The sequence below is a fragment of the Kurthia sp. Dielmo genome (assembly GCF_000307285.2).
Taxonomy (GTDB): domain Bacteria; phylum Bacillota; class Bacilli; order Bacillales_A; family Planococcaceae; genus Kurthia; species Kurthia populi.
In genome coordinates this window covers 125,661-148,045 of the sequence record NZ_HE578959.1, presented here as the reverse complement: position 1 = coordinate 148,045, position 22,385 = coordinate 125,661, and the positions used below count along the sequence as shown (strand labels likewise).

At 38.8% G+C, this 22,385-nt stretch carries 28 protein-coding genes and 1 pseudogene; 16 read left to right on the top strand and 13 right to left on the bottom strand.

Annotated elements, in window-relative coordinates; translation table 11 throughout:
- The first annotated feature begins 46 nt into the window (after positions 1-46).
- The 9 genes from KTHG_RS21255 (at position 47) to KTHG_RS21635 (ending at position 2,787) form a co-directional block, all read left to right on the top strand.
- Positions 47-187 carry a hypothetical protein gene (locus KTHG_RS21255; protein WP_186439580.1) on the top strand — a complete coding sequence of 47 codons (141 nt, stop codon included), beginning with the start codon at positions 47-49 and terminating at the stop codon, positions 185-187.
- Positions 188-318: 131 nt separating this feature from the next.
- A complete protein-coding gene (locus tag KTHG_RS11995) occupies positions 319-618 on the top strand; it encodes an Arm DNA-binding domain-containing protein (RefSeq protein ID WP_186439579.1) in 300 nt (99 codons plus the stop codon).
- On the top strand, positions 552-803 hold the full coding sequence (locus tag KTHG_RS22150) for a tyrosine-type recombinase/integrase (RefSeq protein WP_147633105.1): 252 nt from the start codon (positions 552-554) through the stop codon (positions 801-803). The genes KTHG_RS11995 and KTHG_RS22150 overlap by 67 nt, the downstream gene beginning before the upstream one ends.
- Positions 739-1,383 carry a tyrosine-type recombinase/integrase gene (locus KTHG_RS11985; RefSeq protein WP_255512447.1) on the top strand — a complete coding sequence of 215 codons (645 nt, stop codon included), beginning with the start codon at positions 739-741 and terminating at the stop codon, positions 1,381-1,383. Before KTHG_RS22150 ends, KTHG_RS11985 begins: the two co-directional genes overlap by 65 nt.
- Before the next feature lie 170 nt (positions 1,384-1,553).
- The gene (locus tag KTHG_RS21655) at positions 1,554-1,820 is read left to right on the top strand and encodes an Arm DNA-binding domain-containing protein (RefSeq protein ID WP_222424343.1); all 267 of its coding nucleotides are present in this window, start codon (positions 1,554-1,556) and stop codon (positions 1,818-1,820) included.
- Complete coding sequence (locus KTHG_RS21650) at positions 1,778-1,927, top strand: N-terminal phage integrase SAM-like domain-containing protein (RefSeq protein WP_222424342.1); 150 nt, start codon at positions 1,778-1,780, stop codon at positions 1,925-1,927. The genes KTHG_RS21655 and KTHG_RS21650 overlap by 43 nt, the downstream gene beginning before the upstream one ends.
- 57 nt (positions 1,928-1,984) lie before the next feature.
- Positions 1,985-2,131, top strand: coding sequence for a hypothetical protein (locus KTHG_RS21645; protein ID WP_222424341.1), 147 nt, complete (start codon positions 1,985-1,987; stop codon positions 2,129-2,131).
- A complete protein-coding gene (locus KTHG_RS21640) occupies positions 2,132-2,497 on the top strand; it encodes a tyrosine-type recombinase/integrase (protein WP_222424340.1) in 366 nt (121 codons plus the stop codon).
- On the top strand, positions 2,452-2,787 hold the full coding sequence (locus tag KTHG_RS21635; protein WP_222424349.1) for a tyrosine-type recombinase/integrase: 336 nt from the start codon (positions 2,452-2,454) through the stop codon (positions 2,785-2,787). Before KTHG_RS21640 ends, KTHG_RS21635 begins: the two co-directional genes overlap by 46 nt.
- Before the next feature lie 141 nt (positions 2,788-2,928).
- On the opposite strand, the pseudogene KTHG_RS11975 reads toward KTHG_RS21635, so the two are convergent.
- Both KTHG_RS11975 and KTHG_RS11970 read right to left on the bottom strand, forming a co-directional pair.
- Positions 2,929-3,389: pseudogene (locus KTHG_RS11975) on the bottom strand (NUDIX hydrolase).
- On the bottom strand, positions 3,390-4,100 hold the full coding sequence (locus tag KTHG_RS11970; protein WP_139993840.1) for a pentapeptide repeat-containing protein: 711 nt from the start codon (positions 4,098-4,100) through the stop codon (positions 3,390-3,392).
- A 92-nt stretch (positions 4,101-4,192) separates the two neighbouring features.
- Here KTHG_RS11970 and KTHG_RS11965 point away from each other — a divergent pair, with 92 nt between their 5' ends.
- Positions 4,193-4,750 carry a hypothetical protein gene (locus tag KTHG_RS11965; protein WP_139993838.1) on the top strand — a complete coding sequence of 186 codons (558 nt, stop codon included), beginning with the start codon at positions 4,193-4,195 and terminating at the stop codon, positions 4,748-4,750.
- Between the two features lie 60 nt (positions 4,751-4,810).
- Here KTHG_RS11965 and KTHG_RS11960 read toward each other — a convergent pair whose 3' ends face one another.
- Positions 4,811-5,809: a S66 family peptidase gene (locus tag KTHG_RS11960; RefSeq protein ID WP_139993836.1), complete on the bottom strand. Its 999-nt coding sequence runs from the start codon at positions 5,807-5,809 to the stop codon at positions 4,811-4,813.
- 60 nt (positions 5,810-5,869) lie between these two features.
- Between KTHG_RS11960 and KTHG_RS11955 the strand changes: the two genes are divergently transcribed.
- Positions 5,870-6,181, top strand: a complete 312-nt coding sequence (locus KTHG_RS11955; RefSeq protein ID WP_370362770.1) for an SDR family oxidoreductase — start codon at positions 5,870-5,872, stop codon at positions 6,179-6,181.
- A 215-nt stretch (positions 6,182-6,396) separates the two neighbouring features.
- Positions 6,397-7,317, top strand: a complete 921-nt coding sequence (locus KTHG_RS11950) for a DUF2268 domain-containing putative Zn-dependent protease (RefSeq protein ID WP_139993834.1) — start codon at positions 6,397-6,399, stop codon at positions 7,315-7,317.
- Positions 7,318-7,373: 56 nt separating this feature from the next.
- Here KTHG_RS11950 and KTHG_RS11945 read toward each other — a convergent pair whose 3' ends face one another.
- The 9 genes from KTHG_RS11945 to KTHG_RS11905 form a co-directional block, all read right to left on the bottom strand.
- Positions 7,374-8,693 (bottom strand): purine-cytosine permease family protein, encoded by a 1,320-nt coding sequence (locus tag KTHG_RS11945; protein WP_139993832.1) that lies wholly within the window; start codon positions 8,691-8,693, stop codon positions 7,374-7,376.
- Positions 8,694-8,696: 3 nt separating this feature from the next.
- The gene (locus KTHG_RS11940) at positions 8,697-9,440 is read right to left on the bottom strand and encodes an aspartate/glutamate racemase family protein (RefSeq protein WP_139993830.1); all 744 of its coding nucleotides are present in this window, start codon (positions 9,438-9,440) and stop codon (positions 8,697-8,699) included.
- A gap of 35 nt (positions 9,441-9,475) precedes the next feature.
- Entirely contained in the window at positions 9,476-11,032 is a 1,557-nt protein-coding gene (locus KTHG_RS11935) for a hydantoinase/oxoprolinase N-terminal domain-containing protein (protein ID WP_139993828.1), read from the bottom strand.
- Between the two features lies 1 nt (position 11,033).
- Entirely contained in the window at positions 11,034-12,125 is a 1,092-nt protein-coding gene (locus tag KTHG_RS11930; RefSeq protein ID WP_139993826.1) for an S-methyl thiohydantoin desulfurase family protein, read from the bottom strand.
- Between the two features lies 1 nt (position 12,126).
- Complete coding sequence (locus KTHG_RS11925; RefSeq protein ID WP_139993824.1) at positions 12,127-12,714, bottom strand: TetR/AcrR family transcriptional regulator; 588 nt, start codon at positions 12,712-12,714, stop codon at positions 12,127-12,129.
- 165 nt (positions 12,715-12,879) lie between these two features.
- Positions 12,880-15,336 carry an MMPL family transporter gene (locus KTHG_RS11920; protein WP_139993822.1) on the bottom strand — a complete coding sequence of 819 codons (2,457 nt, stop codon included), beginning with the start codon at positions 15,334-15,336 and terminating at the stop codon, positions 12,880-12,882.
- Positions 15,333-15,785: a MarR family winged helix-turn-helix transcriptional regulator gene (locus tag KTHG_RS11915; RefSeq protein WP_139993820.1), complete on the bottom strand. Its 453-nt coding sequence runs from the start codon at positions 15,783-15,785 to the stop codon at positions 15,333-15,335. The genes KTHG_RS11920 and KTHG_RS11915 overlap by 4 nt, the downstream gene beginning before the upstream one ends.
- Positions 15,786-15,884: 99 nt before the next feature.
- Positions 15,885-16,727, bottom strand: a complete 843-nt coding sequence (locus KTHG_RS11910) for a TetR/AcrR family transcriptional regulator (protein WP_139993818.1) — start codon at positions 16,725-16,727, stop codon at positions 15,885-15,887.
- Positions 16,728-17,400: 673 nt separating this feature from the next.
- Positions 17,401-18,102 carry an alpha/beta hydrolase gene (locus KTHG_RS11905; protein WP_139993816.1) on the bottom strand — a complete coding sequence of 234 codons (702 nt, stop codon included), beginning with the start codon at positions 18,100-18,102 and terminating at the stop codon, positions 17,401-17,403.
- 79 nt (positions 18,103-18,181) lie between these two features.
- On the opposite strand from KTHG_RS11905, the gene KTHG_RS11900 reads away from it, so the two are divergent.
- The 4 genes from KTHG_RS11900 (at position 18,182) to norA (ending at position 21,445) form a co-directional block, all read left to right on the top strand.
- Positions 18,182-18,487, top strand: coding sequence for an excalibur calcium-binding domain-containing protein (locus tag KTHG_RS11900; RefSeq protein ID WP_233600503.1), 306 nt, complete (start codon positions 18,182-18,184; stop codon positions 18,485-18,487).
- A gap of 98 nt (positions 18,488-18,585) precedes the next feature.
- A complete protein-coding gene (locus KTHG_RS11895) occupies positions 18,586-19,344 on the top strand; it encodes an IclR family transcriptional regulator (protein WP_126989333.1) in 759 nt (252 codons plus the stop codon).
- Between the two features lie 13 nt (positions 19,345-19,357).
- Complete coding sequence (locus tag KTHG_RS11890) at positions 19,358-20,194, top strand: MerR family transcriptional regulator (protein ID WP_139993814.1); 837 nt, start codon at positions 19,358-19,360, stop codon at positions 20,192-20,194.
- A 60-nt stretch (positions 20,195-20,254) separates the two neighbouring features.
- A complete protein-coding gene (gene norA / locus KTHG_RS11885) occupies positions 20,255-21,445 on the top strand; it encodes a multidrug efflux MFS transporter NorA (RefSeq protein ID WP_139993812.1) in 1,191 nt (396 codons plus the stop codon).
- Positions 21,446-21,588: 143 nt separating this feature from the next.
- Here norA and KTHG_RS11880 read toward each other — a convergent pair whose 3' ends face one another.
- Positions 21,589-22,383, bottom strand: coding sequence for a putative hydro-lyase (locus KTHG_RS11880; RefSeq protein ID WP_126989330.1), 795 nt, complete (start codon positions 22,381-22,383; stop codon positions 21,589-21,591).
- Positions 22,384-22,385 lie beyond the last annotated feature (2 nt).

The following is a 22,385-nucleotide window of genomic DNA, read 5'->3' as shown; positions in this document are numbered from 1 at the left end:
ATTCAATTAACTGCAACTCAATGCAGTGGAAAGGAGTATTTTTCACATGAAAGAACATATGGAAATTACAGAGCAACTAATCGATTACCCTTCTGAATGGATGGATTTGAAAACGGCAGCGAAGTATGTGGGGGTTTCTTATAAGACACTACTAAGCTTCCGTGTCATGGGATTAGAAGTGGCTTAAATTGGCCGTATTCGTCGTGTATCCAAATCCGCTTTAAATGAATTTATGAAAAATAATAGCTTTTAAAAATAAGTGGGAAACGTCAACATGCAACAAGTATCAAAAAAACATCGCCAATTAAGAAGTACACGTTGAAGAAAGGTGAAGTTAAGTATAAGTTCACCGTTTATTTAGAAATTGATCCAAATACAGGTAAAGAAAATCCAGTTACACGAAGCTCATTTGATACTGTAAAAGAAGCAGAATTAGCTATCGATAAGTTAAAATACGAATTTAAACAAGGTAAGAAACCGACTAGTCAACGTAAAACTTTTAATGAAGTGTATTTAGATTGGGATTTCCTATACAAAAAATCTGGAATAAAATGTCCACTTATTCGAAAACGGAAGGCTATTTTAAAAATCATATTTTACCATTCTTTGGAGAGATGAAAGTCGCTAAGATTACAGTGCGCCATTGTGAAGAATTTGCATTAAAATTATCTAACGAACTTCAATATTTTCACCATGTAATCAATTATGCAAAGGAAGTACTTGAAATGGCTGTCCGTTATGATTATATCCAGACTAACCCATTCACCAAAATTAGAAATTATCCTAGAGAAAAAGCATGTTAAACAAGATAATTATTTGGAAACACATGAATTAAAGCTAATTTTAGACTTTGCAGCACAAAAAGATTTTGAAACTTACACGATGTTACGTTTATTAAACTTTAGCGGCATTCGTAAAGGGGAACTTCGTATTTTAACATGGTCAGACATTAATTTTGAGCAAAAAACACTTTACATTTACGGAAGCTATTCTTACTCAAAACATAATAATGGCGATAAGATTAGCACAACTAAAACTGCTGAAGATCGTCGACTGTATTTAGATGATAAAACATTAGACGTTTTAAAAAAATGGAAACTCAAACAATCTAACCATTTAAAAATGTTAGGCGTTCCTAGTAAAGACGATTCAAACCAACTCGTATTTTCTAATACCGTTAATAAAATTGTTAAAGACTATTATCCTAACAAAATTTTCAACGCAGTATTAGATGAATTAAAACTACGACGCATAGTCATTCACCGGCTTCGTCATACACATGCCACACATCTAGCGGAAGCTGGCGCGCTCTTCTATGGTATCCAACAGCGACTAGGACATGCTTCTAATAAAGATACTATATTCATCCAACAGAGAAATTAAAGCAACTTATATAGAATACTTGAACTCTAAATATATTTATTAATCTTTAACTAAGCTATTATACTTTCAACTAACCTCCTATTTGCTCACAAAGTAAATATTTTATAAAATGAAAATGTAGTATTAGCTACACCTTCAGTCTCCGTAAGCAGAACTTGGAGGATAATGTCATGAAGATTCATTCTTATAAATTACAAAATAATGAAGTTCGATTTAAATTTCATATTTACATCGGAACGAACCCATTAACAGGTAAAGAAAAGACAACAACACGCAGCGGCTTTAAGACTAAGAAAGAGGCGAAAGATGCATATCTTTCATTACAACAAGAAATCAAAACGGTACGTATGGCAAAGTTGCTAAAGACACATATGGCCAACTTTACGACTTATGGGTGGAAAACTATGAAAATACCGTTGAAGAAAGTACATTTTTAAAAACGATTCGTATTTTCCAAAATCACATTCTCCCTTCATTTAGTGATTATCGCATTGCGAATATCGATACAGCTATTTGTCAAAAGCATGTGAACCAATGGGCTTAAAAACTTACGCGATTTCGAATGGTAAAAAACTATGAATCTTTAGTGATGAAGTATGCTATGAAACATAACATCATCGAAAAAAATCCATTTGAACTTGTTGAAATGCCTGTTCTTAAAAAGCAGATTCATCTTGATGATGACGATGATGAATTTGAGAACTTTTATTCGCGTGAACAACTTATTGATTTTCTAAATTGTTTGTAAATGGATAATAATTTAAAACGAACAGCAGTATTCTACCTTCTTACTTTTTCAGGTATGCGTAAAGGTGAGGCATTTGCACTTCGTTGGAGCGATATTAATTTTGATGAATATGAAGTTCGTATTAATAAGGCCGTAAAACGAGGTAAAAATGGGCTATATCTAGGTACTACTAAAAATGGAGATCCACGTACAATTAAAATTGATGAGAAGACATTAAGTTATTTAGCAGCTTGGAAAGAAGAACAAGCTAAAGTATTCAAAGCTATAGGAATTAATACAAATATTAAAAAACAGCTCATTTTCTCAAATGTAATAACGACATTCAGGATCCAAATAAAACCGTTCAATGGCTCGCTCATTTTTTAGAAAAGCATAACCTTGAATACATTACGGCGCATGGACTAAGACATACACACTGCTCCTTACTATTTGAGGCCGGCGCATCAATTAAAGAAGTTCAATTCCGTCTAGGACATCGTGATGTAAAAACTACGTTGGATATTTATACTCATGTTACAAAGAAAGCTAAATCTGAAACGATCAATAAGTTCACAAACTTCTTGAATGACGCGGGTTTGAATGACCAAGGAAAAACAAAGTATTATAAGGTTTTTAATAAGGTTGCATTCCAATTCAGTACAACTCAAAGGCATTAAAAAGTGCCACAAACGTTATTATATCAATGTTTATGACACTCATTGAAATTCAGTACATTTCACAGTATGGAGACGGCGGGAGTCGATCCACTCGCCAAATACCGCTTCTCTACCAAACAACCTCTCCAACCCAATACAACTTTAATCCCCACCACCCATCCCCCGCACATACGCATCCAACACAACTTGTTCTGGTGGGCTAATTTCCTCTGGCAGCTTATCCAAATCAAAAAATTGAATGGCGCTTGCTTCTGCTTTGTCAAATGCGAGGGTTCCATGATAGTCAGTACAAATAAAGGCAGTGACAACGTTGTAAACTTCATCGCCATGTGGATATTTATAATAAAGTTCGGGTCCGGAAAATGTGTTAAATAGCTTTAGTTCACGCGGTGTGAACCCGGTTTCCTCTAGCATTTCGCGTGTAGCGACTTGTTCAAGGGTTTCGCCAAGTTCCATCGAGCCTCCTGCAAGTCCCCAGCAATGGTTATCAATTCGTTTTGTAGAAGGAGCTGGCGTTGTTCGTTGAAAATCAGCACACAGGCACCGACCATCATGATGGGTGCGGTGCCTATTTTTTTACGTAAATCCTTGATATAGCCCATCTATTTCACAAACTCCCAAATTAACAGGGCAATTACAACAACAAATAGCATCGTAAAAATAAAGCCTTTGATGGATTTCTTCGGAGCGGCTTTGGTAGGTATAGCTTCAGCTGTAGCTTCTTTAGTAAACACCGCATTTTTTGTGAAGGCGCCAGTGAGATCTGCATCTGTTAAATCAGCATCGACAAGATTTGCGCCGAGTAGGTCTGCATTTTTTAAATTGGCTCCCGCTAGATTCGCATGGGTAAATTGTGTACCCTCGCCATTTAAATTTTGTAGCTTCGCCTGACCGAAATGTATCTGACTCATATCCTCAAAGGCAAAATCCGCTTCGGTAAAATCACAGCTGCTTAAATCTACGCTCTCGCCCTGGTCATTCAAAAACGTACACTGGCGGAAAACAGCCTGATTAAATTTTGTATTCGTGAGTGTGGCACCGACAAATGATACATGGTGAAACTCCGCATGATGGAAATTCGTATTCGTCAACAGTGCATCTTTAAAGGAAACCTGATCAAATGTAGCGCCTGTAAAATCGGTATTGGATATATCAGCGCCCTCAAATGACACATCCGTAAGCTGACTATCATTAAAATAGCTTCCTGTTAAATTCGTATTCGTAAACTGGACGTCGAGTAATTCGTGCTCGTGGTAATCGCTATTTGGTTGTTGTTCATGATTAAATTGTTTGTGCTTCAGTGGTTTTAGCATCGTAAAATCCCCCTTATTATCCTAATTATAGCCTATTTCATTCATGAAATAGATGTGGTACAGTCAATAAAATACAAAAAAGGGGTGTTTGTATGAAAAAATGGTTCATCACTGCCGTCACTACTCTGTCCTTAGCCATCGCACCGATGACAAGTTCCGCAGCAACCGTTTCTGCTGGCTCCAATTATGTGCCGAGTAAAGGTTATAGCTACAGTACGTACGATTTAGAAGGTACACCAAAACGATTGTCAAATCTCAAATGTAGTGGCCCTGCTTCCCTGCGTCAATGTACAACAACAAATTATCGTGGCTACACCCATCTCTATAATGATAAATATCTTTCGCTCGGTGTAGCGTATTCAGATGTCTATTTAACGCCCGCATATAAATTTCCAATGACAAGCGGAAAAACATATAAGCTGAAAGAATATGATTTAGAGGGCAATGCCTACAGCTATCGTTACGAAGTGAAATCGGTAAATATGACGAAAAAGGTTGGCAACAAAACGTATAAAAATGTGATCCGCATTAAAAATCAAGATGGTGGCTATACGTTTATTGCGAAAAATCATGGGATTGTTTTAATCACGATTAAGAAAAAAGGTAAGCAAGTGACGTATTATAAAGTAACAAGTGCTAAAAAACGCTAAATAAACAAGGAATCGCAATAGCTGCGATTCCTTTTATTTTTTGTAAACATGTATATTTTTTTACTTATTAACAAACCAATCTTCAATGCTTGTAATTGTCTTATCATCAAAATCGACGCGAATCTTTTTCCCGATGGCGAGTGGCAGCATGGGATGGGTATGACAGCAATCAATACCTGATAAAATCGGTATAGCTGCGCCGTCTAGCTGTTCGAGGAGAATGTCTAGTGGCTGTTTTCCTGTGCCATGATCATCATAACCCTCATGCTTTCCAAGTAAGATGGCACTCACTTTATGAAAGACGCCATGGAGCTTGAGCATCGCCATATTTTTCTCAACGACGTCTGGTGATTTCATCGTATCCTCGATTAATAAAATATCACCGGTACGGATTTCCGGGAAATAAGGGGTCCCAATGAAGCCATACATCGCATTGTTATTGCCTCCGATTAGACGTCCTTCGACTCTGCCTGTGCCTATGCTATGCCATTCATTTTTAGATAGCTTTTTCGGGCGTTCGTAGTCGAGCCAATTGACCGCTTCATCCGACCACATAGCAGGCATGTTCGGTGTATAGGGGACCTGTGCATCGCAAAAATACTGCTCAAAATACGTATAGGTGTCATCGACAAGTGGAGGAAATTCACCAAAAGATGGCACAAGCGCCGGGCCATAAAAGGTCGAAATGCCTGTTTTAGCATATAGCGCGAGTAAAATCGCCGTAGTATCAGAGTAGCCGACGACGAGCTTTGGTGTGCGCGCAAATTGTGCATAATCAAGATAGGGCAGCATACTGTTCGAGTTCGTGCCTCCAATCATCGACATAATCATTTTAATCGATGGATCACGGAGAAGCGCATTCAATTCTGCTGCACGTTCCTTAGGTGTTCCTGCACGGTAAATCTCACTTTTCCCGGTCAGCTCACCCTCGACAATGATAAAGCCCTTATTCTCTAAATAGGTCTTCGCGCGGTCATAGCGTTTTTTTGCGGTAACTGATGCTGGGGAGGACGGTGAAAAGATACCAATTTTATCCCCTTTTTTCAAACGATTTAACATATGTCTCACATCCTTTATAGCTAGTGTACACAAAAAAGAAGGAAATTACGCTTTTGCGCAATTTCCTCTCATTCCATCCCCTCAATTCGTGCATCCACACGCTCGGCCCAGTTTTCATTAACTTACCCACAATTTGCAGAAATTCGTAGGTCTCCACGCACAATCAATACACCAATGGGTCGCCAGGAAGCGTCACAGCAAAAAGAAATGCAAACGATGCTTGAGCTAACACCGCTACAACGTGAAGGTGAAGCAAGTGAAATCGCCACAGCTGTTGCATTCCTATTAAGCGATGATGCGTCCTATATTTCAGGAATTGACTTACGTGTTGACGGTGGAACCGTTGCGAATTTAGAAAAAGTAAAGCAATAATTTGTTTACATGTAAATAAGTATTCTTTTTTTACAAATATACAAGCGTTATGACAAGTACTTCATTGTCATAACGCTTTTTATAAGACCTCGCAATCGTTTAACAGCTGATTTATCGCCAATTTTACCGGATAAAAATAAAAGAAACAGCACATATTTTTTCCATAATTTGTTACAATGGAATAAAAGACCATTCACAGCAAAGGTGGAAAGCAGTTGAAATCAGGCATTCTTTTTCTAGTAATTTGTGTACTGGCTTTGCTGAGCTCCTGTCAGCAGGCTGCACCTACAGAGGACATTTATTCCTTTGAACAAGATAAGCAAAATTTCCAAATCATTCACACGACCGCATTATTTAAAAACTACATCGAACAGGCGCAAAAAAATCCAAGTGAAGCATCATCAGACTTGTATCAAGAAACGGTTATTCAGCCAATTTATGACGAGTGCTTTAAAAAAGGTGAATACATTTATATGGCGGATGCTACACTCTATGACGCACCTACAAGGTTAACGGAATTAAAGATAATCAATGATTTTCTTGCAACCAATCAAACACAGCTAAATGAAGATATTCAAGAGGCATTAGAAAAGTCTGCAGCCTTATTACCGACTGAAAAAGGTGTAACCGTGTGTATCTTCCCTAGTATTGATACTAATGCATCTCCCTACACGGTTGGCGCTGGAAAAATCATCATCCCTTATGATGATTTATTAATTGATGAGGATTTTTTAAAAACGACGATAGCGCATGAATATCATCATAGTATGTATGCGGAAAAAGGGCTTCATTATAATATAAATACCGTTTTAGACAATTTGATTTTTGAAGGAAAAGCGGTAATGTTTGAAAAAATGGTCTATCCTACATTAGAATCTACCCCTGTAGACCCTACATACGATAAGAATTTTTGGGCTGAAATTGAAAAGGATTTGGACACAATCAATTCAACTCGTTCACTCGAAATTCTACGAGGTGGCAATGAGTTACCGTTTCTTTATGGCTATAGCGAGGGGTATAAAATGATTGAATCGTATTTAGCAAACGCTCCGAGTACTTCCATCGAGAAATGGACAAGCTTAAGCACACAGGAAATCATCGATAAAGGGAACTATTTCAGTCACTATGACGAGTAAAAAACGACAAACATACGTTTGTCGTTTTTTTATACATACTATATTTTTCTGAAATTTCAGTCATTTTTAACTGTAACTACACTATTTTTTTTAGCGCTTTGTAATACGAGTTGTCCTACATAATAAATCAATCCACTAATGAATAGAGCATTTAAGGACGGAATTCCCCAAGGAACAAAATAGCCAACGATAAAACCGGCTGCCCAAGCAATTAATGTAATCGGGCTAAGAACACCCTCAATATTTGGTAATGTACCAAGAGCTCGTGATTGATCTAATTCCTTACGATATGTTTTTAAAACAAAATAATCAATGACCATAATACCTGCAATCGGTGGAACAAGTACCCCTAATATAACAAGAAAATCGACAAATCTATCTAAAATTCCAATAGCCGATAATACTGTTCCAACAACTCCTATAATTAATGTTACAATTCCACGATTAAGTTTCAACTTAAATACCGAATCAAACACAGAAGTGACACTAAGAGAAGCCGAATAAAGATTCATATTATTAATTTTAATTGTTGAAGAAACGACGACAAGTGCAGCAAGTAGTCCTGTTGTGGACACCATAATACTTACCACATCGCTTGTACGTGTAGCAAGAGCTAACAGTACAGCAATCATATTAATCCCAAGCTCACCTACAATCAGTCCAATTGTCGTCATCCAAAATACATCTTTTCCATTACGTGCAAAACGGCTATAGTCTGGTGTAATAATAGCTCCTACAATAAAGCCCCCTGCCACCATTGTTGCAGCAATTCCAATCGTTAATGAATCTCCAGCTGGTTCAGTACGCAATAATTCGAAAAAAGAATTTTCTTTAAAAACTGAAACAATCCCAAACCCAACAGCTACTAAAAATAATGGTACAGCTATCGTTGCAGTAATGCTTAAAACTTTAAAGCCAAAAATGACAAGAAGGGTTACGCCCAGACCAGTTAAGAATGTAGCTGCTAACAAGGGTAATTTCCCATTTGTAGCCTCGACTAACCCCGAAGCAAATACGGAGTTTTGTATACCAAACCATCCAATACAAGAAATGGCTATAATCAACCCTAAAATCGTTGACCCATGCCGTCCAAAGCCTGTCCAGCGTGCCAATAAACTAGTTGATAACCCTTCTTTCGCTCCAGCATACCCTAATAAAAATCCAATTATTTGTAAAAGTAAACTTCCTAAAATGGTGGCAATCAATGCATCTTTAAAAGTTAATCCGTAACCCATTGTTGCTCCGAGCATGAATTGTGAAATTGTTGCAAATGCGCCAATACGTACAATTGTAATACTCCACAATGATTTTCTTGCAGAGAGTGGCACGCGTGAAAGGGAATAATCATCTCCAAATGCTTGTTTTTGTTCAGCCATCGTTTAATCCCCTTTCTGAATTACCATTGAAAGATTACGCTCTTTTGAAGGTGGTGACATATAAGTTAAACGGCTTTGCTTCAGATTCATTGCTACAAATGTTTCTACCATCTTAATAGCAGCGAAAGCAGGGTCCAATACAGGTACATCATAACCATTTTGTAGTAATTTTTCTTGTAAATCTGTTGCCATCCCTAAAAATCCTGTGCAGCCTAAAATAATTGAATGTGCCCCATCTTCCTTGATTGCCTGCAGACTTTGTTCAAATAACCCTTGAAGTAAACGCTCTTTATCATTTACTTCGAGAACTGGAATACACACATAACGAACGGAAGCTAATTTCTCATCAAGACCTGTAAGTTTGCTTAAATCTTTAATCATCGGTACTACATTGGGTAATACTGTCACAATCGAATAGGTATGTGCAAGTGAAGTAGCAAGTAGCATTGCCGCTTCTCCTGGTCCAATGACCGGAATATCTATTATCTCACGTGCTGGTCGAACACCTGGATCCCCAAAACAATTACATATAACTGCATCATAACCTTCTTTCTCAGCAGCAATTGCCTTTTCAAGAAAGTTTGGCACTGCTAATGCTTCATCATATTGTGATTCAATAGAGGCTGGTCCAAAATCTAGGTTTTCGACTGAAATTTCTGTATCTGCGGATGCGTAAAATTCAAATTCTTTATTCACTTCTTCGTTAAAGATAGATGAAATAATTGGCAAGACAACTTTTACTTTCATAGTAATTTCCCCTTAGCTTTTATTTAATGACTTATTTAAAGTAATTCCCCTGCTACTTTCACGCGAACTTTTGCAGCATTACCCGCTAAATAAGCAAGTGGCACTTCTTCAATATCAACAATTGTCAGTTTATCTCGATTGGCCCCTGCTTTTACAGCTTCTTCAAAAGCAATCATTTGTGCATTTTTCAATGTTTCTTCACGACCCAGTTCATCCATTTTAAAAATCTTTTCAATTTGTGCACTTACTTGTGAAATCGCAGACCCAATGGCATTAGCAACTCCAAAGTTATTTGGTTTAATCACTTCTGAGGCACCCTTTAAAATCGTTGGGAATAAAATGCTACCGCCACCAACTAAAACAACTGACACATCATCTGCGTTGGTTTTCATCTTATCAATTGCCTCTTCAAGCATTTCAACCATTTGGTTATAAATTTTTTCGAGTAAGTTTTTATCCAAATGCGCCACAAGTGATGGATCCCCAATATTCGATTTACCTAATGCAATGACTATGTCCGTAGTTGTTAATGTTTCTCCACCAAAGGCAAGTCCTTCTTTATATAAATTATGCCCCACACTTTCAGGTCCAATTGTAAACTCTCCGTTATCCAAAAGCTTGATCTTCGTGCCCCCTCCTAATCCAACTGACAAAATATCGGGCATACGGAAGTTTGTTCGTACCCCACCAACATCAACAGCTAGTGAAGATTGGCGAGGAAATCGATTTGTTAAAACGCCAATATCAGTTGTAGTACCACCAACATCAACTATGAGAGCATTTTCCTTTTGAGATAAATACGAAGCTCCTCGAATACTATTTGTTGGGCCACATGCAATTGTTAAAATTGGATATTTCACAGTATATTCAACAGACATTAATGTGCCATCATTTTGTCCAAAAAAGACCGCAGCATGAATTCCTTCTTTTTCAAGAGCATCAACAAACCCTTTTGCTGTCACTCTTGCAACATCAACAATTGCTGCATTTAAAATTGTGGCATTCTCACGTTCAATCAAACCAACATTTCCTATTTCTGCAGATAAAGAAATAGGAATCTCTGCACCTAGCTCTTCTTTTACAATTTCTGCAACACGCGCTTCATGTTCATTTGAAATTGGAGAAAAGACTGAAACAATCGCTATAGAATCTACTTTTCCTTTTATATCATGACAAACTTGGCGAATTTCTTGTTCATCAAGCGGTGTAATTTCACGCCCATCAAATTCATGACCGCCTTTTACAACATGAATATGTTTCCCGATAATATTTTTTAAGTCTTCTGGTACCCCAATAAGTGGTTTAATAGCCAGTGTTGCAGGTGCTCCAATTCGAATTGCAGCAACTTTATTTAAACGTTTTCGCTCAACAATCGCATTTGTACAATGTGTCGTTCCAAGCATTGCATATTTAATCTGTTCTTTATCCACATCTGAAGCTGCAACTACTTTTTTAAGTGCATTAAAAATACCGGTTGTTGTATCAGCTGTTGTTGGCTCTTTTATTTCCGAAATGACATTGTACTGTTCATCTAAAACCACTGCATCTGTGTGTGTACCGCCGACGTCAATTCCAATTCGATAGGTTGTCATATTATTTCACCTTACTTTTCTGTAGATTTTCAACTTCTGTGTATGGTACATCATAGCCAAAATAGTGTGGTCCAACTGTTTCAATTCCAATATCTGTGCGCCACTTTTTATGTGCAGGTATTCCAATCACTGTGCATCTAGCACCATAACGAATACCTTCTGTTGTAATTGGTGTTCCTGTATCCGTATCTAACACAGCAATTAAATCTGGTGTCACACAAAGCACTTCTTCACCTTTTTTTGCAAGTAAATGTTCATTTTGGAAAAATAACGTGCATGTTTCAGTCGAAAATTCTTCTACACCAACAATTTGAGCTGTCCCTTTTGCAAAACCATCTGTTGTAGCCCGATTGATATCTGCTACTTTTCCTTTAAAGAGCTCAAATCCACCTAATAGCTCAAGCACAGCCTGTACAGGTGCTAATTCATTTTCCTTTGCATGTCGAACTGTTGCGCCAATTTTTTCTTCTAACGATAAACTATCTAAAATAGCACTTTCTTTTACCTGTTCTTTCGTCATAGGATAAATAGCTAGCATTATTGACCCCCCCATATCAATCGTAGCACTCCGCGCAAGACGTTCTGCCCATTTGTTGTTAATTGCATTAAGAACTATATTGTTTCCTTTTTCATCTGCTAATACCATTGGAGATGCAGAAACACCATCTAAATAAAACGTCACCATTTGTAACTCAGGAAATGCGCGTCCCATCCCATCCGCATCAATAACAGGTAACCCTAATTTTGCAGCAAGCGCTAATGGTAAAAGGGAGTTTACCCCACCTGCTTCAATTGGCATAGTCGCATAAATTTCTTGACCTATATGCTCTTTTAACGCTGTAAAAGCCGTTTCAGCTTCTTCGCCACTTGGTACCTTTTCAATCATCACAGTAGGTGCACCCATCATAGCTGATGGGACAATCAATGCGCCCTCTGGTACTTCATCAATTGATAGCAATTTTATTGGTCCGTATTCTTCGATTGCTTGTAGTGCCATCAATTTACCAATGTAAGGATCTCCGCCTCCCCCAGTTCCAAGTAATGCTGCTCCAACTGCAATATTCTCAATTTCCTCTTTACCTAAATATCTCATGTCATTCATCCTTTTCTAATTGATATATGAGTGTTGAAATCATTTTTTCACAAGCCGCTATTCTCTTTTCAAAAGCACCATCTGAATAGACAATAGTCGACCAAAACATACCATCTGCTAAAATAACAATTTCTTCGAAGAACTGCTGTATTTGTTTATTTGTTACATTTGGGTAATACATCTTAACGGATGCCTCATAATGTTCAAAAAGCCATTCCATAAAATCCCCCGTATAACTTGAAAAGTCAGCTTTAAAACTTTCCATATCTGATGTAATTAATTGAACATATGCTTTTGTCCCTACCATATCTTTTCTATGATAACGAGCTAGCCCAACAACAAGATTTTGAATAGACTTAATTAATGTAGCTTCTAATGATGTGGCATGAATCTTTTCGATTTCTGCATGATGACGTTCTAAAATAATTTGAAATACCGCTTTTAAAACTTCTTCTTTGTTTTGAAAGAAGAAATAAATGGAAGCTGCTTTAATTCCAACTGCATCAGCAACTTTTTTCATCGTAGTTCCTTTATAACCATGATCAGCATAAATCTTTAAAGCTTCTTCTAAAATTTTTTCTCTTGTCATATTTCCAACCTACCTAATGTTTGTTAGGTTGATATTAATCTAAAATTTCTGAAAAATCAATATATTTTTAGGATTTGTTGAAAAATACAACTATGCACTTTTATCCATATGTTAAAAATAATCTGCTCAAAAAAAGAGCCTAGCATTTGCTAAGCTCTTTTTTCATTATGCTTTTTTCTTCGGTTCATTCATTTTCTTCGATAAGCCAAAGGTACTTGGGATAAACACCGGCATGAGTAGCAAGGCTAGGAACACAAGCCCGATCATAACGGCTACGGCCACTTGAATTAATGTATTAATACCTGATGGAATGAGTGCGGCGAATGTACCACCTAAAATAACAGCGGCTGATAAAATGACGCCACCCATTTTCTTACAAGCTTCTACAATCATTTCAAGTCCTAAATTCTCACCTTCACGGTAGCGCATCATTAGGAAGATAGAATAATCGACGCCGAGTGTGATGAGCATAATATACGTGAAGAATGGTACGTTCCAGCTCAGTGTTTCCTCTCCTAAGAAGGTTGCAGCAATCCATTCGGTAATACCTAAACTTGCGAAGCTTGCGACAACAAGTGCGACTAAAATTGTAGCTGTCTGTGCAAGTGAACGCGTAATGAACAGTAACATCAGTGAAATACCGATTAAGATAATGATAATGCTGCGTTTAAAATCACTATCCGACATTTGTTGTAAATCGACGTTTGACATCGTTTTACCACCTAGATAAGCGTCTGTATCATGTAATGTAGAGGAGCCTTCAACGAATGAATGCACGACACTTTGCGTTTCCTTCATTACATCCATTGCTTCTGCGGTATATGGATTTTCCTTTAAAATAATCCGCATCGTTGTCGTATTTTGGTCATCATTCATATACGTATCTAAGCTTTGTTTAAAGTCCTTACCTGTCAGCACATCATCTGGCACATTTAAGACATTCGCATTGCCTTTTGCCGCTTCACTCGTATAATCCTGCGTTTGCTTTAGGCCATCTTCCACTTGCTTTAAGCCACCTGTTGCTTGCTTTAAGCCTTGTGCCTGCGCTTCTGCCTGAGTAGCCATTTGCTGAGCGGCCTGTGGAGGAAGCATTGCTGCGGTTTGCTCGGTAGCAGCCGCCGATTGGCTTGCCGCATCCTCTAAACCTATCCGAACTTTATTCGTACCTTTTTCCATTTCATCTAAGCTATCAGTCACCGTATCAAGCTGATCACCTAAATACAGCTCCTTGATTTTTTTCGCTTCTGGACGTGTGACACTATATACTTTATCAACGCCATCTACTTCTTTTAATCGCGCAGTCAGGCGATCAATTTCTTGTAGCGCCTCTGCTGACGTTAATTTCTCATCACTTTTAATGACTAATGTCGTTGGTGAACTCATGCCAGCAGGGAATTTATCTGAGATGAGGTTAATCGCCTGCTTCGATTCATACTTATCACTAATTTCCGTTAAATCATTAAAGTTCAGCTTTCCTGAATACATTAAAATCGATGGCACCGCAATAATGGCTACAATGGCTAATGCCACAAATGGGCGCGCAAATGATTGGGATGCAAGGAAGCCCCACAGCTTATTATCTGCATGAGACTTCACATTTTTCACTGGCCAGAAAAGTTTCATACCAAGTAGCCCCATGAAGAATGGATTTAATGTAAACAGCACCAATAAGAGCACAAGCACGCCAATTGCAACACCACCCGTTGCACGGTAGAAGCTAAATTCCGCAAAGAATAACGCCACTAAACCGAATAATACAGCAATGCCGCTATAAAGTACGGTGCGCCCTGCTGTGCGATACGTTTCTTTAATAGCATGTAGCACATGCCCCTTCGCCACAAGCTCTTCGCGGAACCGCGTGAATAATAAAATATTATAATCGGTTCCTATCCCGAACAGGATAACGACAAGAAAGACTTGTGTAAAGTTTGAGAATGGGAAGTTATATGCGTCAACAAGCTGCGCAATAATGCTAAGTGACACAATATAAGAAACCCCTACAGATAACAGAGACACAAACGGTACAACAGGTGAGCGGAAAACGATAATCAAAATAATGATAATGAAAATAATCGCCACAATCTCCGTTTTTTGTACCCCTTCTTGAGATGTTTGCGCAAAGTCATCCATGACAACATCACTACCTGTAATGTATGTCTTCATCGGTAAATCCTTTAGCTTCGCATTTAATTTATCAGCTACCTCCGTAGCACTTTCTAACTCTTTTTTAATTGACAGCTGATTAATAATTGTCGTCTTATCCTTACTAACAAGCTGTTCCTCTGTTTGCTTACTATCATTATAAAACAGCGTATCCGTAATACCATATTTCTTTTTATTATCCTCAAAATATTGTAGAACCTCATTCATTTTCTTCTTATCTGCCTTTGAGATTCCCTTTTCATCATTGAAGACAATCGCAAAATCATACGTGGACTTGCCATTGTTATTCATATCATTTAAAATGGCTGCTGCTTTTTCACTTTCAAAATCAGCTGGTAATGCAACTTGGCCTTTTTCCTGTCCAAGCTTTTGTAAATCTGGTAATGCAACAACTGCTACCACTACTGCGATAATCCAAAAAATAAGCGCTACGGTCCGCATATTTTTTAAGTTCTTCATGCTTTCGCCCCTTTCTCATCAATACGTTGCTGAATCATTGCTAATGTGCTAATAAAATTCTCCAACTGCTCATCCTCTTCAAAGTCCTCAAACCATTCTTGAATTAACGCACAATATTTTTCGTTAATTTGCGTCAATAATGCGATTCCTGCATCTGTCAGATGAACATGCTTATAACGCTTATCCCCTGTTGGAGATGATACATATTCAATATACCCCTGCGTGAGCAGTTTACTCAGTCGATTCGACACCGCACTTTTTTGGACTCCTTGAAATTTCGCAATCTCACTCGGATATTTATCGCCTTGGATTTTCAAATAATTCAAAACCTCGTACTGTTCTGATGATAATCCTTTGAAGTTTTCTTCGTTCAATTGCTTCGTCACGAGTTCATTTCCTGAAATCATCACACGCTCAAGCAGTGAAATAGCATGTGCAATACGCTCCATCTTTTAGCCCTCCTTATATAGTTCATATGCATGAACTGTTTTAATGTTGATAGTTTATCCCTATGAACTATTGAATGTCAACAAAAAAACTCATTGTCCTTAACCAATGAGTTTTACAAAATTATGAATTGCTGGGTAGTCTGGATTTAACGCCTCGACTAGCTGTTTTTTTATATGTGCTGTTAGCGCTGGATTTGTAAGTGGTAATTCGCGGTGGCTAAGGAGAAGCTCAATATATTCTTTAAGCAGCATTGCATTATCAACCTCATGCGTTAGGAGCCATTGAATTAACTGATCCGCCGCTTCTGTAAAGCGTTCCTTACATGTCATTTGGTCATCAAATAAAAAATCATCTGTAGAAAAAAGTGGCTTTTCTTCTAGTTTTGGCAACGCAAAAATCATTAAATCCACACAATAATCAACAATTTCTCGTAAGGTACGTGGTTTATTGACGATACGATTAAAACTAATATGATAATTTAAAGTTGATTCGACAAACTGTGTAGCTGCAAGTGTCGCGTGCGGATACGTGCTACCAAAAGCCCGCTTTACATACACGTGAAGCCACTGCATACGATTGATACGCAAATCTTCTGCATAGCGCACCAAGTCAATATCTTTCTCCCCAGCTGCCTCCGCGACGATTTGATTAATGCGTGAGTTTTGTTCCTTCTCACGACATAAATAAATGACCTCTCGCAGTAATTCCTCATCCGTTCCACGATGCTGCACTGTTAGTAAAGTGCGCTCCTCTTTTAAATGTTCCTGAAAAGAACGCGTAATCTCAACGAGCAATGCTGCCTTCGATGCAAAATAATTGTAAAATGTGCCCCGCGACACATTACTCTCCTTCACAATATCCGCAATTGATGTTTCTACGTAGCTTTTTTCTTTAAATAAACGATGCGCCGCCTTTTGCATCGCAAATTGTTTTTCATTCATCAGATGTACTTCCTTTATCCATTCTTTGTTTCATTATAATCGATTTGAATGTTCAATGTAGCTTTTGAGAAATGATTTTTCACAAATCACTCATACGTGCAGAAAGCGTGTTTTAGATACGACATAGTTTAAAATATGTGTCAAAACAGGACCATTAGCGCACGTTTTTTTATCGAAATCCTACTTATCGTGCAAAATCTGTCAACTAAACTTTTATTTCGCGACGTCATCAAAAATAAATACTATTTTTAATTCCCAAAAAGAACGATTTTAGGGCAAAAATGATTCCCTAAAGGACAATTCCTACCAAAAAAAGACCTTTTCGGACATACAAAAAGCCGCAATGGCAGAAGTAAAATGACATTTATTCAAAAAAATCGACGGTTGACAAATTTTCATGATCCGGACGATTTCTCTGTGCTAAAAAAACCCTTATAAGCCGATAAACGGCCAAAAAACACCCGCTAGAGTAGCTCTAACGGGTGTTTTTAATTCGGATAGTGTACGACTTTTTACTACAAATCGCCAAAAAAATCATAATGATTTGTGATAATGCTGATAAAGAGCAAATGAATACGACGACACTATGCCTATATACTTACAGTTGTCACTTATCGAAAAATATGTCGTATCGAAAAGCCGCTTTCTGAGGTTATCGATGATTTTTTCTGAGCTATTTAATAAATCGCAACGCACGACTTAGCACTGTCGGTAAAACGGATAAATGATTTTCCTCTGGTGCAATATAAAAAGTGTGTGGCACAGCAGATAAATGTGTTAGTAAGCGCTCAATAGGTGCATGCATGGAGCGCTCAAACTCACCTACGGCCACATACAAGTTCTTTGGCGGATGCGCTTCAAGAAGTGCTGTACTGTACGTCAATAATTCCTCGTCATTCCACCAAACGGATGGACTGAGCGCAATATAGCTCGTAAAATCTTCTGGCGCTGTTAGCAGATGCCACAGCACGTAAAACCCTGATAGGCTATGACCGAATAAGGTGCTACGTGAGCTAGCTGGATAATGTGCCGCTATAAATGGCTTTACGTCATGTGCTAAAAATTGTTGAAACGCCTCTGCTCCGCCAAATGGTCCTTCTTTTGGCATCGGAAATGTGCTAGAGACATTGTAATGCGGAGCTTGTGGGGTAAAATCAAAAAAGCGCTTTGCAGGTGGCTGCTCGATTGTCACGACAATCATGCGCGAAATTTTTGTCAGCTTACGCATCATCATCTGCGCATCAATAATGGCACGTACAACCGGACCATTATGCGCACCATCTAGTACATACAACACAGGAAATCCTTCCTTTGGATGGGGCTTTTCAGGGATTGTCACCGTTATTTGATAGTTATGAAGTGTAAATGCGTCCACTTTTTAATTCCTCCTTATTAAATAATATGAATAATGTATATAAATACGGGTAACGAGCAAAGGAATGGGAGGGATTCAAATGAAAAAAATGGTGAAATTTTCATTTGCGGCTATGATGCTCAGTGCGACGTTCTTTGGTACGACAACTGCAGCACCAGTAACAGCCGACGCAAAAAGCACGTATAATAATTGTACCGCATTTAACAAAGCATATCCTTATGGTGTTCGAAAGTCAGCAAGTACGAAAAATAAAGTGAAGAAGCGGAATGGTCGCGTTGTCTATGAAGCAAGTCGCGCAAAAGTTTCGGCTTCTATTTACAAAGCGGCCACACGTCAAAATTCAGATTTGGACCGTGACCGAGATGGCATTGCCTGTGAACGATAGTACGTCAGAAGCACTCCTATTTGGGTGCTTCTTTTCATTGTGTCATGCGGCCCCTCTTTCGGTATAATAAAAGGACTAGCACGAGGGGGAGTTACAACATGCAGAGTAAAAATAAAACGGTTATGCGCTCGATGGAAATTTTAAATTTATTCATTCGACATGCTAAATTATCATTTAATGAAATTGTCGAGTATTCAGGGATTCCAAAAACATCAGCTTATCGTATGGTGCAAACACTTGAAGAAATGGATTTACTTGATAAGGATACAAATGGTCATTATAGCCTCGGAGTGCTTTTTTTACGCTTTGGTCATCTTGTGTCGGAACGTATGGATATCCGTCAATTAGCGATGCCCGCGATGGAGAAGTTACATAAGGAGCTTGGCGAGGCGATTAATTTAATTATTCGTGACCGCGACGAAGCAGTGTATATCGAAAAAATCCAATCGATTCAACCAGTGCGCCTGTATACAATGATTGGTCGCCGGACACCACTTTATGCGGGGGCCTGTGCGCGTGTCATTTTATCCTTTCTACCGGCACAGGAGCGCGAGGAATATTTAAAGCGCGTGGAGCTTATTCCATTTGCGAAAGGGACGATTTCAACGATTGAAGAGTTGCGTCACTCCATTTCACAAGCGCGAAATGTTGGCTACACGATTAGTTATTCAGAGCTTGAGGACTTTACCGCAGCCATTGCCTTCCCGATTTTAGATTATAAAGGGGATATTATCGCTGGTATTAGCATTGCAGGTATTGAAAAGGATTACGTAGGCGCGGAACTTGAACGCTTTATTACACTTGGCAAACAGGCAGCCAGTGATATTTCGACAAAGCTTGGCTATATTGAATCGTAAGTGAGGACACAACATGAAGCAAAATTATTTTACAATTGGTGAAGTATCTAAAATGATTCATCTACCCGTACGTACACTTCATTATTATGATGAAATCGGGTTATTTAAGCCCGCATATGTCGACCCTGCAACGAATTATCGCTATTATAGTGAGCTGCAGCTAGCAAATATGGACTTGATTAAATCATTAAAATATATCGGAACATCGCTAAATGATATCAAACATGCACAAAATTTTACGCCTGCGCAGTTATTTTCATTTCTAAATGAACAGCAAGAGCGTGTGAGTGAAAAATTGCGTAAAATGCAGGAGGTGCAGCTCGTACTGCAAAAAACGATGAAGCAGTTGGAGGAGCAAATTAAAATTCCTGTATATGAAGAAATTTATGAGAAGGATGATGAAGGTGAGCGCCTACTCGCTGTCAAAACACCCGGTTTCACCTTCCCTGATGACCCTAGTATTTATTTTAATTCGGTAATTGAAACTCTAGAACAAAGTGGAAGTGCTGTAAATGTGCGCTATGGCGGTATTTATCCGCTACAGGATTATCAAAAAATCGAGGATTTACGCTATGATTATTTGTTTATGCCACTACTTACATCACATACTTTTGACTATATGCAGACGAACATGGATCTGATTACCTCTCCAGCGGGCCACTATGCCTGCATTGCGTTTGAATATACATTTGATCACTATTTATCAAATTATCAAAAGTTCTATCAGGCCATTAACACGCGCGGATGGCAAGCACAGTCACCTGTGTATGAGCTGTTTTTACCGACAAGCTTCTCGCCAAACGAAGCTCCTACGTACATCGTGGAGCTAAAAGTAAAAATTAAGGCTTGACCTTACAGTTACTGTAGGCTTTAACATTATAGGTACTTTAAGATGTAGAGGTAAAACAACATGAGTAAAAAAGTATCCATCACGTTAGGCGTTTTATTAGTCAATTTGTTTATTGCCTTCCTCGGTATTGGGTTAGTTATCCCTGTACTGCCAAGGTTGATGAACGAATTAAACATTAGTGGACAGGTCGTTGGTTATTTAACAGCGGCGTTCGCTTTAACACAGTTAATCTTCTCCCCATTTGCCGGAAAGGCGGTAGACCGTTTCGGACGAAAGATTATGATTGTCATTGGCTTAATTATTTTCGGTTTGTCAGAACTATTATTCGGTTTTGGGAAAACGATTGATGTGTTATTTGTTTCCCGTATTTTAGGCGGCTTGAGTGCGGCATTTATTATGCCAGCTGTCACTGCCTTTATCGCCGATATTACAACCGAGGATAACCGTCCAAAAGCACTTGGCTATATGTCAGCAGCAATTTCGACAGGTTTCATTATCGGCCCAGGGATTGGCGGCTTCTTAGCAGAAATTGGCACGCGTGTCCCGTTCTATTCAGCAGGTATCCTTGGACTTGTGGCCGCTGTCGGTTCAATGATTTTACTACGTGAGCCAGAGCGTCCAATTATTCCAGTTACAGAAGATGAGACAGCAGGAAAAAGTAGCTTCCGTAAATTACTAATGCCGATGTTTTTCATCGCATTTGCTGTTATTTTCATTTCATCATTTGGTCTAGCCGCTTTCGAATCATTCTTTAGCTTATATGTAGACCATAAATTCAGTTTTAGCCCGTCAGATATCGCCATTGCGATTACCGGTGGGGCCATCTTAGGCGCAATTTTCCAAGTGGTGTTCTTTGATCCAATGATGAAGGCGCTCGGCGAAATTAATTTAATTCGTATTATGCTACTGTTATCTGCCGTTCTCGTATTTGCGATGACACTGGTTAACTCTTACTGGATGATTATGGCGGTAACGTTTACGGTATTTATCGGCTTTGATTTAATTCGTCCAGCTGCTACTACGTATTTATCACGTATTGCAGGTAATGACCAAGGCTTTGTTGGTGGGATGAACTCATTCTTCACCTCACTTGCCAATGTGTTTGGTCCTGTGATTGGCGGGGTGTTATTCGATATTGATATTAACTATCCATACTACTTCGCAACTGTCTTTATCCTTGCTGGACTAGGACTTGCGATGGCTTGGAAAAATCCATTGCTGAAAAAAAACGCAACAATTGAGCCAAAATAAAAAAGGCTGAGACAAAACACGTCATTTTCCTTTTTTAGCGTTCGCAACGAAAAACCGGAACCGCACTACAGCGCGATTCCGGTTTTTCTTATGCTCCTATGAGAGGTGATTTCTACACGTATGTCAAAGCCTCTTTTGTGTGGCTATAAAACCCCGTAAAATGCATCTTTTACATCGGTCACAAACATATGCCCTGGTGCATGTGTAATCATTAAATCCGGCTTAACGTGCATGGCAATGGCCTGTGGTGTTACGCCGCATGCCCAGAACACTGGCACTTCGCCGTCTTTGATTGGTACTGCATCGCCAAAGTCAGGCTTTGTCACGTCACGAATGCCAATGCTCGCTGGATTGCCGATATGCAGTGGTGCGCCGTGAACGGACGGAAAGCGTGATGTTACTTGCACAGCGCGCACGACCTCTGCTTCAGGAATCGGACGCATAGATACAACGGTTGGCCCTTCAAATATACCAGCTTTTTCTGTGGCAATATTCGTCTTAAACATTGGGACATTACAGCCTTCTGAAATATGACGCACATCGATGTCATTATTCATCAATGCATTTTCAAATGAGAAGCTACAGCCAATTAAGAAGCACACAAAATCGTCTGACCAGTAGTCCTTCAAATCGCTTACTTCCTCGACTAATTCTCCGTGCTTATAAATGCGGTATTTTGGAATGTCGGTACGAATATCCGCGTTCTTTGCGATACGCGACGGCGATACACTCCCCGGCTCAATGACATCTAAAATCGGACAGGCTTTTGGATTTCGTTGTGCAAACAATAGAAAATCAAAAGCATGCTCCTTTTTCAAAATAGCTAGATTAGCTTGCGCATAGCCCATCGCATAGCCAGCTGTCGGTCCTGTAATGACACCCGCTCGAACGGCTTCGCGAATTGCTTGTGGTGATTGTTGTTGATAGTTCATTGTCATTC

Coding starts and splice junctions, on each gene's coding strand:
- KTHG_RS21655 (WP_222424343.1), top strand. CDS start 1,554: ATGAAGATTCATTCTTATAAATTACAAAATAATGAAGTTCGATTTAAA.
- KTHG_RS22150 (WP_147633105.1), top strand. CDS start 552: ATGTCCACTTATTCGAAAACGGAAGGCTATTTTAAAAATCATATTTTA.
- KTHG_RS11900 (WP_233600503.1), top strand. CDS start 18,182: ATGAAAAAAATGGTGAAATTTTCATTTGCGGCTATGATGCTCAGTGCG.
- KTHG_RS11915 (WP_139993820.1), bottom strand. CDS start 15,785: ATGGAGCGTATTGCACATGCTATTTCACTGCTTGAGCGTGTGATGATT.
- KTHG_RS11910 (WP_139993818.1), bottom strand. CDS start 16,727: ATGAATGAAAAACAATTTGCGATGCAAAAGGCGGCGCATCGTTTATTT.
- KTHG_RS11970 (WP_139993840.1), bottom strand. CDS start 4,100: ATGCTAAAACCACTGAAGCACAAACAATTTAATCATGAACAACAACCA.
- KTHG_RS11960 (WP_139993836.1), bottom strand. CDS start 5,809: ATGTTAAATCGTTTGAAAAAAGGGGATAAAATTGGTATCTTTTCACCG.
- KTHG_RS21255 (WP_186439580.1), top strand. CDS start 47: ATGAAAGAACATATGGAAATTACAGAGCAACTAATCGATTACCCTTCT.
- KTHG_RS11920 (WP_139993822.1), bottom strand. CDS start 15,336: ATGAAGAACTTAAAAAATATGCGGACCGTAGCGCTTATTTTTTGGATT.
- KTHG_RS11965 (WP_139993838.1), top strand. CDS start 4,193: ATGAAAAAATGGTTCATCACTGCCGTCACTACTCTGTCCTTAGCCATC.
- KTHG_RS11940 (WP_139993830.1), bottom strand. CDS start 9,440: ATGAAAGTAAAAGTTGTCTTGCCAATTATTTCATCTATCTTTAACGAA.
- KTHG_RS11935 (WP_139993828.1), bottom strand. CDS start 11,032: ATGACAACCTATCGAATTGGAATTGACGTCGGCGGTACACACACAGAT.
- KTHG_RS11985 (WP_255512447.1), top strand. CDS start 739: ATGATTATATCCAGACTAACCCATTCACCAAAATTAGAAATTATCCTA.
- KTHG_RS11930 (WP_139993826.1), bottom strand. CDS start 12,125: ATGAGATATTTAGGTAAAGAGGAAATTGAGAATATTGCAGTTGGAGCA.
- KTHG_RS21645 (WP_222424341.1), top strand. CDS start 1,985: ATGAAACATAACATCATCGAAAAAAATCCATTTGAACTTGTTGAAATG.
- norA (WP_139993812.1), top strand. CDS start 20,255: ATGAGTAAAAAAGTATCCATCACGTTAGGCGTTTTATTAGTCAATTTG.
- KTHG_RS11925 (WP_139993824.1), bottom strand. CDS start 12,714: ATGACAAGAGAAAAAATTTTAGAAGAAGCTTTAAAGATTTATGCTGAT.
- KTHG_RS21640 (WP_222424340.1), top strand. CDS start 2,132: ATGGATAATAATTTAAAACGAACAGCAGTATTCTACCTTCTTACTTTT.
- KTHG_RS11890 (WP_139993814.1), top strand. CDS start 19,358: ATGAAGCAAAATTATTTTACAATTGGTGAAGTATCTAAAATGATTCAT.
- KTHG_RS11895 (WP_126989333.1), top strand. CDS start 18,586: ATGCAGAGTAAAAATAAAACGGTTATGCGCTCGATGGAAATTTTAAAT.
- KTHG_RS11945 (WP_139993832.1), bottom strand. CDS start 8,693: ATGGCTGAACAAAAACAAGCATTTGGAGATGATTATTCCCTTTCACGC.
- KTHG_RS11880 (WP_126989330.1), bottom strand. CDS start 22,383: ATGACAATGAACTATCAACAACAATCACCACAAGCAATTCGCGAAGCC.